The 11,032-nt window shown below is 70.3% G+C and carries 8 protein-coding genes; 7 read left to right on the top strand and 1 reads right to left on the bottom strand.

Annotated elements, in window-relative coordinates; genetic code table 11:
• The 7 genes from ABZ641_RS15920 to ABZ641_RS15890 all read left to right on the top strand — a co-directional run.
• On the top strand, window positions 1-1,513 hold a 1,513-nt coding region (locus ABZ641_RS15920), incomplete at its 5' end, for a peptidoglycan binding domain-containing protein (RefSeq protein ID WP_359982311.1).
• A gap of 307 nt (window positions 1,514-1,820) precedes the next feature.
• Entirely contained in the window at window positions 1,821-3,536 is a 1,716-nt protein-coding gene (locus ABZ641_RS15915) for an ABC transporter family substrate-binding protein (RefSeq protein WP_359982308.1), read from the top strand.
• Window positions 3,537-4,025: 489 nt separating this feature from the next.
• Window positions 4,026-5,069, top strand: coding sequence for an ABC transporter permease (locus ABZ641_RS15910; RefSeq protein ID WP_359982306.1), 1,044 nt, complete (start codon window positions 4,026-4,028; stop codon window positions 5,067-5,069).
• 104 nt (window positions 5,070-5,173) lie between these two features.
• Window positions 5,174-6,943, top strand: coding sequence for an ABC transporter substrate-binding protein (locus ABZ641_RS15905; protein WP_359982303.1), 1,770 nt, complete (start codon window positions 5,174-5,176; stop codon window positions 6,941-6,943).
• Between the two features lie 145 nt (window positions 6,944-7,088).
• Window positions 7,089-8,072 (top strand): ABC transporter permease, encoded by a 984-nt coding sequence (locus tag ABZ641_RS15900; RefSeq protein WP_359982300.1) that lies wholly within the window; start codon window positions 7,089-7,091, stop codon window positions 8,070-8,072.
• A gap of 64 nt (window positions 8,073-8,136) precedes the next feature.
• Window positions 8,137-9,207, top strand: a complete 1,071-nt coding sequence (locus tag ABZ641_RS15895; protein WP_344628267.1) for an ABC transporter ATP-binding protein — start codon at window positions 8,137-8,139, stop codon at window positions 9,205-9,207.
• Window positions 9,208-9,226: 19 nt separating this feature from the next.
• Window positions 9,227-10,312 carry a dipeptide ABC transporter ATP-binding protein gene (locus ABZ641_RS15890; protein ID WP_344628268.1) on the top strand — a complete coding sequence of 362 codons (1,086 nt, stop codon included), beginning with the start codon at window positions 9,227-9,229 and terminating at the stop codon, window positions 10,310-10,312.
• 79 nt (window positions 10,313-10,391) lie between these two features.
• Here ABZ641_RS15890 and ABZ641_RS15885 read toward each other — a convergent pair.
• The coding region (locus ABZ641_RS15885) for an ABC transporter ATP-binding protein (RefSeq protein ID WP_359982295.1) at window positions 10,392-11,032 on the bottom strand (641 nt) is incomplete at its 5' end.

Raw genomic sequence — 11,032 nt, 5'->3', positions numbered from 1 at the left:
AACACTGGGCCCCCGGGCGGCCGCCCCGGGGGCGCCGGGCGGCGAGCCGCGCCGCGCACCCGCCGATCCGTTCGGCCCCGCCCCGGTGCAGGAGAACCCGTTCCGCACCGGCCCGGCCGACCCGTTCGCCGCGGGCCGGGCGGCCGGCGCCGTCCAGCCGGAGCCCGAGGACACCCAGGTCGGCGGGTTCGAGCCGATCCGCGACGAGGGCCGCCCGGGCGGCTCGATACCCGGTGTGCCGACCGCCAGCCTGTTCGGCTCGGCTCCCCCGGCGGCCGATCCCTTCGCCGGTCCGGCGGACCCGTTCGGCGGGGCGCCCGCACAGCCCGACCCGTTCGCCGCGCCCGCGGACCCGTTCGCGCCCGGCCCGGCCCCGGCCGCCGCCGACCCGTTCACCGATCCGTTCGGCGGGGTGCCCGCGCAGGCCGACCCGTTCGGCGGCCCGTTCGGCGCCGCCGCTCCGGACCGGGGACGCCCCGGACCGGCCGCGGCGGAGGCCGCGCCCGCACCGGTCCCGGCGCCCGAGCCGGCGCCCCCCAAGGCCGGATCCGCCGAGCCCGCGCCCAAGAAGCGCGGCAAGGCCCGCAAGCTGGCCGGCTACGCCGTCGGCGGTGTGCTCTTCGCCGGTGCCGCCGCGTACGGCACCGGTCTGATGCTCAACCAGGCCGACATCCCCAAGGGCACCACCGTGCTCGGCACCGACATCGGCGGCGACACCCGCGACCAGGCGGTGAGCGCGCTCGACGACTCGGTGGCCAAGACCGGCAAGGAGCCGATCAAGCTCAAGCTGGGCGGTCAGGCGCTGAGCCTGGACCCGGCGACCGCCGGTCTGAGCTTCGACACCACGGGCACCGTGGACGGCCTGACCAAGCACAGCTACAACCCGGTCGAGGTGATCGGCTCGCTGGCGGGCGGCACCAAGGCGGTCGCGCCGGAGGTCAAGGTCGACCAGTCGAAGCTGAAGGCCGCGCTGGACGAGCTGGCCGCGAAGTCCGGCCAGGGCGTCAAGGAGGGCTTCGTCCGCTTCACCGAGACCGGCCAGGCCGAGGTCGTCCCCGGCAAGGCGGGCCAGGGCCTGGACTCCGCGGCGGCCGCGGCCCAGGTCGAGCAGGCGTACCGCGACCGCGCGGCCGGCCGGCCCGAGGGCGAGGTCGCGCTGACGCTCACCGCGGCCCAGCCGAAGGTCGGCGAGGACGCCCTCAAGGCGGCCGCGGCCTCGCTCGGCAAGCAGGTCCTCAACGGCAACGTGACGCTGAAGGCCGGCAAGCTGAAGTGGGACTTCGGCAAGCTGACGGCCAGCAGGGCGCTGACCCTCGCCCCGGACGCCTCCGGCAAGGTCGTCCTCACCTGGGACCTGGACAAGCTGGACACCGCGCTGAACGGCGTCTTCGACAAGGCCAAGACCCGCAAGAACGGGGCGCTCGCCCCGATCACCCCGCAGGACGTCGCCGACGGCATCGCCTCGGTGCTCGACAAGACCGGCAGGGACCGGGTCTTCACCTTCCCCGCCTGATCCCTGCAGGTCCTCGTGGACCGGCCGCTCCCGGCCGGTCCACCCCGCGCACGGCCCCGGAGGCCGGGCCCGCCGGCACCCGCCGGTCCGGGCCCGGCCTCCGCCGCGTTCTGGCGGTTACTCGCCAGTGGCGGGGCAAAACCGGGCAAGACACCCGTCCGGGCCGCCTCCCGCCCCGCGTTACCAATCCTTGATCGGGACCCGGTCGACAATGCGCGCGCCCGGTCAGCAGGATGTGCCCCCAGCCGAGCCGCCCCAACCCGCGCAGACGGCCGCCCCCGCCGCACCGCCCCGCTGGGAGACCCTCGTGACCAGACCCCGGTTCCCACTCGCCCTGACCGCGTCGGCGGCCGCCCTGGCGCTCGCCCTCTGCTCCTGCGCGAGCAGCGGCGAACCGCCGGCCGGCTCCGACGGCGGCGCCCGCGTGGACGGCGGGACGCAGCGGATGACGCTGTCCGCCACCAACCCCCGGCCGCGGACGGCGCTGAAGCGGGGCGGCACCCTGCAGTGGGCGGTGGACCGCCTGCCGACCCAGTGGAACCCGCTGCACGTCGACGGCGCCGAGCCGGCCACCACGGCGGTCATGAAGGCCCTGCTGCCGAGCTTCTGGCACTCCGACGCGGGCGGCACCCAGACGCCCAACAAGGCGTTCCTGCTGGACGCGGTGAGCGGTACCGAGAACGGCCGGCAGACGGTCACCTGGACCCTCAACCCCAAGGCGCACTGGTCCGACGGCACCCCGGTCACCTGGCGGGACCTGGCCGCCACCTGGCGCGCGCTGAACGGCACCGACCCGGCCTACCGGACGGCGACCGCCGCGGGCTTCGACCGGGTCGAGTCGGTCACCCGCGGCAAGGACGACTTCCAGGCCGTGATGGTCTTCCGCACCCGGTTCTCCGAGTGGCAGTCGATGTTCAACAACGCGGCGGACACCCCGCTGCTGCCCGCCGCGCACGCGGGCACCCCCGAGCAGTTCAACACCGGCTGGGCGGACCGCATCCCGGCCACCGCGGGCCCCTTCCGGCCGGCCGGGATCGACCGCGCCACCGGCACGGTCACCCTGGAGGCCGACCCGGGCTGGTGGGGCGAGAAGCCGCTGCTGGACCGGATCGTCTTCCGCGCGATGGACCCGGGCGCCATGGCGGACGCCTTCGCCCGGGGCAGCGTGGACTACTTCGACATCGGCCCGGACGCCACGGCCTACCACCGCGCCGCGGAGGTCGGCACCGGCGAGATCCGCAAGGCCGGCGGCTCGAACGTCCGCGCACTGGTGCTGAACGGCCGCAGCCCGCAGCTGACCGATCCGGCGGTGCGGCGGGCCGTGCTGCGGGCGATCGACCGGGAGTCCATCGCCCGCAGCGGCCTCAAGGGCCTGGACTGGGCGTACACCCCGATGAACAACCACTTCCTGGTGCCGGGGCAGAACGGCTACCGCGACAACTCGGCCGGACTCAGCCAGTACGACGTGGACACCGCGGACGCCGAGCTCGACAAGGCGGGCTGGGACCGGCCGGGCTTCGGGATGCGCAGCAAGGACGGCAAGCCGCTGACGCTCCGCCTGGTCGTGCCGCAGACCGGCCAGGTGGCGGCCGCCGAGAGCACCCAGGTGCTGGAGATGCTGGCCCTCGCGGGGATCCAGGTCACCGTGCAGAAGGTGCCGAACGCCGATTTCCTCGCCAAGTACGTGAACCGGCACGACTTCGACCTCACGCTGCTCGACATCACCGGAACCCCTTTCCCTGCAACCTCGTTGGCCAGTACCTTCCAGCAGGGGGCGGGCGGGAACGTCTCCCAGGTGGGCAGCCAGGCGCTCGACGAGGCCATCGCTGACGCCGCGTCGGGCGAGACCGCCAAGGAGGGCTACGAGGCCATCAACCGGGCCGACGAACAGGCGTGGCAGGTGGCCGGCCTCATCCCGCTGTACCAGCGGCCGGCGATCTACGCCGTGCGGCGGGCGGTCGCCAACCTGGGCGCGCCCGGCCTGTCCGACCCGGTCTACGAGGACATCGGCTTCCAGAAGTAGCCGGAGAAGAATGCACGGCGAATACTCGCCAGTGGCGTGAATTTGCCATCCAAGAGCGGGGGCGAATTGCTCGGCGGCACACCCCGGGGATGCCCAAATATTCGACCCGCCTACCGCAAAACACTAGTGTCCGATTATCGGACGGTGCAACGCCGTCGACAATTCGCCCGGGAATACCCAAAACGGACAACAGGTCTACGCGCATCGACCGTTGGCGCCGGCGGATTCGGCGTCCACATAGCGGATGCCACCCCGGCACGTTACGGACGCGTGAACACGCTATACAGCCGTATGTCCGCTTTTGACCGTCTCACAGAGAGCATGTCAAGCGATTCCGCACTACGAAGTGGTTGACATTGCAGCACGAAGCAAGAAATGGGCGTCCGCGAAGTGAGGAACTCTTGACGTTCGATTAACGACTTGCAAGAGTCCGTGCATCCAACTTTTTCTCCTTGCTGCACACAGACCACGGTCGGGAGCTTTAGCACCATGACGACGCCTACCGGGGCCACGACGGACGACGACAGCGTTCTGGTCGGGTCCACATCGGACCTCGACGCCACCAGCACGGCCGACGCTCCGTCAGATCCTGGCTTCCGGGGCCTCTCCCCGGGCAAGCTCATGTGGCGGCGCTTCCTGCGTGACCGCACCGGCGTCGTCAGCGCCGTGATCGTGCTGGGCTTCCTGGTGGTCGCCCTCCTCGCCCCCGTCATCTCGATGGTCTACGGCAAGGACCCGGTCACCCACTACGGCCAGAACGCGGACGGCCTGCTGACCGACTCCGGTCTGCCGATGGGCCCCAACGGCGGCATGAGCGGCGACTTCTGGTTCGGCCTCGAGCCGCTGCTCGGCCGCGACATCTTCATGCTGCTGATCTACGGCATCCGCACCTCGCTGCTGATCGCCGTCGTCACCTCGGCGCTGACCACCGTCATCGGTGTGGCGCTCGGCATCGCGGCCGGCTACCTGGGCGGCAAGACCGACTACCTGATCGGGCGCGTCATCGACATCCTGATGTCGTTCCCGTCGCAGATCTTCCTGATCGCCACCATGCCGGTCGTCACCAGCCTGCTGGTCGCCGACAACGAGAAGCAGCCGACCTGGCTGTCCTTCACCGCGGTGACGATCGTCCTCTCGCTGCTCGGCTGGATGTCGCTGGCCCGCATCCTGCGCGCCACCACCCTGTCGCTGCGCGAGCGGGAGTTCATCGAGGCGGCGAAGGTGACCGGTGCCTCCCCGGCCCGGATCATCTTCAAGGAGCTGCTCCCCAACCTGTGGACGCCGATCCTCGTCCAGTCGACGCTGGCGCTCCCCGCCTTCGTCACCGCCGAGGCCGGTCTGTCCTACCTGGGCGTCGGTGTCACCGAGCCCACCCCCGACTGGGGCCGCATGATCGCCGACGCGGCCCAGTACCTGCGAACCGACATCACCTTCCTGATCTTCCCGGGTCTGGCGATGGTGCTGTTCGTCCTCGCGTTCAACCTGCTCGGCGACTCCGTCCGGGACGCATTCGACCCGAAGGCCAACCGCTGACCCCACCAGCGGGCGCCGAGCAGCCCCAAAGACTCCGGGGGGATGGGCACCCCAGCCCCGGGCACCCAACTGAAATGCAGACACCTTCCACAGGCAGGATGAAGATGAACGCTCGCAAGTCGCGGCGGCTCGCCGCCGCCATCATGGTGGCCGGGGCCCTGACCGTCACCACCGCGTGCTCCAGCGGCCACTCCAACGGCGACGGTGCCGCCTCCGGCGCCTCCAAGGAGCCGGTGAAGGCGACCAGCATCTCGGTCGGCACCGCCGCCGACTCCAAGGGCCCTGCCGTCGCCGAGCCCGACGCGAAGAAGGGCGGCACGGTCAACATGATCGACCGTGACGACTTCTCGCACCTCGACCCGGCCCAGATCTACCTGAACTACAACAGCGAGGTCTCGCTGCTGTTCACCCGTCAGCTGACGGGCTACAAGTACCTGCCGGACGGCACCCAGAAGCTGGTCGGCGACCTCGCCACCGACACGGGCACCACCACCGACGGCGGCAAGACCTGGAAGTTCACGCTGAAGGACGGCGTGAAGTGGCAGGACGGCACCGCGATCACCTCGGCCGACGTCAAGTACTCGATCGAGCGCACCTTCGCGCCGTTCATCAAGTCGGGCCCGGTCTACATCCAGCAGTGGCTGGCCGGCGACAAGTACCGCGAGGCCTACCCCGGCCCGTACGACGGCAAGGGCCTGGACGCCGTGCAGGCGCCCGACGCCAAGACCATCGTCTTCACCTTCAAGGACGCCCACCCGGACGCCAACTTCACCCTGGCGATGACCGGCTACGGCGTGGTCCCGAAGGCCCAGGACACCAAGGAGGCGTACGACAAGAAGCCGTTCTCCTCCGGCCCGTACCAGATCGCCGAGCACGTCACCGACAAGTCGCTCGACCTGGTCCGCAACCCCAACTGGGACCCGGCCACCGACCCGATCCGGAACGCCTACCCGGACAAGTGGCACATGGAGTTCGGCGTCCAGGCGCAGCAGTCCACCGAGCGCTTCATGGCGGACAACGGCGCCGACAAGACCGCCTTCAGCTTCCACAACCAGGTCCACACCAGCTTCATCGACCAGGTGAAGGCCGACGCGAAGCTCAAGCCCCGCACGCTCGAGGGCCTGACCCCGTACGTCGACTACTACTTCATCAACAACACCCGCATCAAGGACCAGAAGGTCCGCGAGGCGCTCATCAAGGCGTTCCCGCACCAGCAGACCCGCCAGATCCAGGGCGGCACCAGCTACGGTGACTACGCGACCACCTACATGAGCCCGACCACCCTCGGCTACGAGAAGAGCGACGTCTTCGACACGCTCAAGAAGCCGCAGGGCGACCCGGAGGCGGCCAAGAAGCTGCTGACCGAGGCCAACGCCGTGGGCCAGACCGTCGTCTACGCCTACAACAACACCCCGGTCCAGCAGAAGGTCACCGAGGCGATCCGCGTCGCCCTGGAGGCGGCCGGCTTCAAGTTCGTCCCGAAGCCGCTCGACGCCAAGACCTACTACGACGCCATCGGCCTCGTGAACAACGAGTACGACCTGTACTGGGGCGGCTGGGGCGCCGACTGGCCGACCGGCTACACCTCGCTGCAGCCGGTGTGGGACGGCCGTGCGATCGCCGACGGTGCCTCCAACTACGCGCACCTGAACGACCCGGAGGTCAACTCCGCGATCGACGCCGCGGTCAAGATCGCCGACCCGATCGAGCAGGGCAAGGCGTGGGCGGCCCTGGACAAGAAGCTCCAGGAGAAGGCCGTCTCGATCCCGGACGTGTACCAGCGTTCGCTGAGCCTGTACGGCTCGGGCCTGGGCGGCGTGAAGTTCGACACGCTGTTCGGTCTGCAGTCGCCGCTGAACATCTACGTCAAGTAGTCCTCGGCACCACGCAGTAGCCCTCGGTGGGGCACCGGCCGGTACCACAGCCGGTGCCCCACCACTCTGGCCACCCGAAGCCCCACCCGCCCTCTGCTCGCCACCGCACCCGCAGCCGGCGCCCCGATCAGGAGAGCCCGACCCCATGCTCCGTTTCCTAGTCCGCCGTTCCCTCGGCGCCCTCGTCATCCTGCTGATCATCAGCATGGTCACCTTCGCGCTCTTCTTCGCCATTCCGGCGGACCCGGCGCGGCTCTCCTGCGGCAAGGTCTGCACACCCGAGAACCTTGCCCTGATCAGGCACACCATGGGGCTGGACCAGTCGGTGCCCGAGCAGTACTGGCACTGGCTCAGCGCGATCTTCGTGGGCCGTGACCTGCCCGGCTCGCTGCCGCACTGCGACGCGCCCTGCTTCGGTTACTCCTTCGTCAAGCAGGAGATGGTGCTCGACACCCTGCTGGACCGCTTCCCGACCACGCTGTCGCTGACCGTCGGCTCCGCCGTGGTCTTCCTGATCTTCGGCATCGGCACCGGCATGCTGGCCGCCCACAAGCAGGGCAAGGCCCTCGACAAGGTCGCCAGCGCCGCCTCGCTGGTCGCCACCTCGATGCAGATCTACGTCGCCGGTCCGCTCGCGCTCTGGGCGCTGGTCTACAGCACCGACCTGATGCAGCAGCCGACCTACGTGCCGTTCACCGAGGACCCGCTCGGCTGGTTCACCGGCCTGCTCGTCCCGTGGATCGTGCTCTCGCTGATCTGGACCGCCAACTACACCCGTATGACCCGCTCCTCGATGGTGGAGCAGCTCACCGAGGACTACGTCCGCACCGCCCGGGCCAAGGGCATGTCGGGCACCTCGGTCTTCATGCGGTACGCCTGGCGCGGCGCGATGGGCACCATCGTCACCGTCTTCGGCATCGACCTGGGCGTCCTGCTCGGCGGTGCGATCATCACCGAGACCACGTTCAGCCTGCACGGCCTCGGCCAGCTGGCGATCGGCTCCTTCGTCGACTCCGACCTGTCGATGCTGGTCGGTGTGACCATGGTCGCCGCGGCCCTGATCGTCGTCTTCAACATCGTGGTCGACGCCGCGTACGCCCTGATCGACCCGCGCATCCGTCTGGCCTGACGGCCGCACCCCCTGGCCGCAACCGCAGTTCCCACCTCACGTACCGCACCGAGGAGCCCAGTCCATGACCACCCAGGCCAAGCCCGAGGAGGCGGCCGCCGGCGGCGGCAGCAGCACCGCCTTCCTCTCAGTCCGCGACCTCTCGGTCCGCTTCAGCACCGAGGACGGCGTGGTCCGGGCCGTGGACAACCTCTCCTTCGACGTGGAGCCGGGCACCACCCTCGGCATCGTCGGTGAGTCCGGGTCCGGCAAGTCCGTCACCAACCTGGCGATCCTCGGCCTCCACAACCCCGAGAAGACCGACATCAGCGGCTCGATCAAGCTGGCCGGCCGGGAGCTGGTGGGCGCGCCCACCAAGGAGCTGGAGAAGCTCCGCGGCAAGACGATGTCGATGATCTTCCAGGACCCGCTGACCGCCCTGTCGCCGTTCCACACGATCGGCAAGCAGATCGGCGAGACCTTCCGCAAGCACACCGGCGCCTCCAAGAAGGAGGCCCGGGACCGGGCGATCGAGATGCTGACCAAGGTCGGCATCCCGCAGCCGAACGTGCGCGTGGACGACTACCCGCACCAGTTCTCCGGCGGCATGCGCCAGCGCGCGATGATCGCGATGTCGCTGGTCTGCAACCCGAAGCTGGTCATCGCGGACGAGCCGACCACCGCGCTGGACGTCACCGTGCAGGCGCAGATCCTCGACCTGCTGAAGGACCTGCAGCAGGAGATGGGCACCGCCATCATCCTGATCACCCACGACCTCGGCGTGGTCGCCAACACCGCGCAGAAGATCATGGTGATGTACGCGGGCCGCGCGGTGGAGCGGGGCACGGTGCGCGAGGTCCTCAAGACCCCGCAGCACCCGTACACCTGGGGCCTGCTCTCCTCGATGCCGAACCTCTCCGGCCCGGTCGACGTTCCGCTGCGGCCGGTCCGCGGCACCCCGCCGAGCCTGATCCACCTGCCGTCCGGTTGCCCGTTCAACCCGCGCTGCGACTTCCGCGAGAAGGTCGTCGGCGGCGGCTGCACCACCGAGCGCCCGGCCCTCCTCCCGGAGGCCGGCCACGCGACCGCCTGCCACCTGACGGCGGCCCAGAAGCAGGACATCTTCATCGATCAGATCCAGCCGCGGCTCGGCTGACAGGACGGGCAGAGACACCATGAGCAACGAGCTGACCCTCGACAAGTCCGCGTCGGGCACCCCGGCCTCGACCGACCCGCTGCTGACCATCACCGGGCTGCAGAAGCACTTCCCGGTGATGGACGGCTTCCTGTTCAAGCGCAAGGTGGGCGCCGTCCACGCGGTCGACGGCGTCGACCTGACCGTGCACGCCGGCGAGTCGGTCGGCCTGGTCGGCGAGTCCGGCTGCGGCAAGTCGACCACCGGCCGGCTGGTCACCCGCCTGCTGGAGCCCACCGCCGGTTCGATCTCCTACGCGGGCCGCGACATCACGCACGCCTCGCGCAAGGAGCTCGCGCCGATCCGGTCCGAGATCCAGATGATCTTCCAGGACCCGTACTCCTCGCTGAACCCGCGGCACACCGTCGGTTCGATCATCTCCGCACCGATGGAGATCAACGGGATCAACCCGCCCGGCGGCGTCCAGCGGCGCGTCCAGGAGCTGCTGGAGACGGTCGGCCTCAACCCGGAGCACTACAACCGCTTCCCGCACGAGTTCTCCGGCGGCCAGCGCCAGCGCATCGGCGTCGCCCGCGCGCTGTCGCTGAACCCGAAGCTGATCGTGGCCGACGAGCCGGTCTCGGCGCTGGACGTCTCCATCCAGGCCCAGGTCGTCAACCTGCTGCAGCAGCTGCAGAAGGACCTCGGCATCGCGTTCCTGTTCATCGCCCACGACCTCGCCGTCGTGCGGCACTTCTCGCAGCGCGTCGCGGTGATGTACCTCGGCAAGATCGTCGAGATCGCCGACCGCCAGTCGCTGTACGAGTCGCCGCGGCACCCGTACACCCACGCACTGCTCTCCGCGGTGCCGGAGCCGGACCCGGACGACTCCCGTGAGCGGATCCGCCTGGTCGGTGACGTCCCGTCGCCGATCAACCCGCCGTCGGGCTGCCGCTTCCGTACCCGGTGCTGGAAGGCGCAGGACAAGTGCGCGACCGAGGAGCCGCCGCTGGTGCAGCTCTCCGGCAGCCGTGAGGGCCACCTGACGGCCTGCCACTTCCCGGAGGAGGGCACCACCCTCGCCGCCGACGTCCCGGCGCAGCGGGAGACGGCCAAGGAGCTCTGACCCGGCCGCACGGCCTTGAACGAACGGCGAAGGGCCCCTCCACCTGCGGGTGGAGGGGCCCTTCGCCGTTCGTCCGTCGCTACGCCGGCGGGGGCGGGCCGTCCGGCCCGGTGCCCTCGGTGCCGGTGTCGGGCTCCACGGCGTCCCGCTCCACGATGTCCTGCTGCGCCGTGTCCCGTTCCGCCGCGCCCTGCTCGATGTCGCGCTCCGCCGCGCCCTGCTCGATGTCGCGCTCCGCCGCGAAGTGGCACGCCGACTCGTGCGCGGCCCAGCCCTCCAGCCAGGGGCGGACGGTGAGCAGCGGGACCTCGACGGCGCACTTCTCCTGCGCCTTCCAGCAGCGGGTGCGGAAGCGGCAGCCGGACGGCGGGTTCGCCGGCGAGGGCACGTCGCCGGTCAGCACGATCCGGTCCCGGTCCTCGCGGGCGGCCGGGTCGGGAACCGGGACGGCGGAGAGCAGCGCCTGGGTGTACGGGTGGGTGGCGTGGTCGTAGATCTCCTCGTCGGAGCCGATCTCGACCATCTTGCCGAGGTACATCACGCCGACCCGGTCGGAGATGTGGCGCACGATCGAGAGGTCGTGCGCGATGAACATGTACGACAGCCTGAACTCGTGCTGCAGCTTCTCCAGCAGGTTGATCACCTGGGCCTGGACGGAGACGTCGAGCGCGGAGACCGGCTCGTCGCAGATGATCACCTCGGGCTTGAGCGCGAGACCGC

Origin of the sequence: Kitasatospora sp. NPDC007106 (assembly GCF_040634455.1) — a bacterium.
Classification (GTDB): Bacteria; Actinomycetota; Actinomycetes; order Streptomycetales; family Streptomycetaceae; genus Kitasatospora; species Kitasatospora arboriphila.
Note: the sequence above shows the minus strand (reverse complement) of the source record. Positions and strands in the feature narration are given on the sequence as shown.

Bases quoted from the DNA above. Each gene is read 5' to 3' on its own strand.
- ABZ641_RS15910 (WP_359982306.1), top strand. From the start codon at position 4,026: ATGACGACGCCTACCGGGGCCACGACGGACGACGACAGCGTTCTGGTC.
- ABZ641_RS15905 (WP_359982303.1), top strand. From the start codon at position 5,174: ATGAACGCTCGCAAGTCGCGGCGGCTCGCCGCCGCCATCATGGTGGCC.
- ABZ641_RS15900 (WP_359982300.1), top strand. From the start codon at position 7,089: ATGCTCCGTTTCCTAGTCCGCCGTTCCCTCGGCGCCCTCGTCATCCTG.
- ABZ641_RS15895 (WP_344628267.1), top strand. From the start codon at position 8,137: ATGACCACCCAGGCCAAGCCCGAGGAGGCGGCCGCCGGCGGCGGCAGC.
- ABZ641_RS15890 (WP_344628268.1), top strand. From the start codon at position 9,227: ATGAGCAACGAGCTGACCCTCGACAAGTCCGCGTCGGGCACCCCGGCC.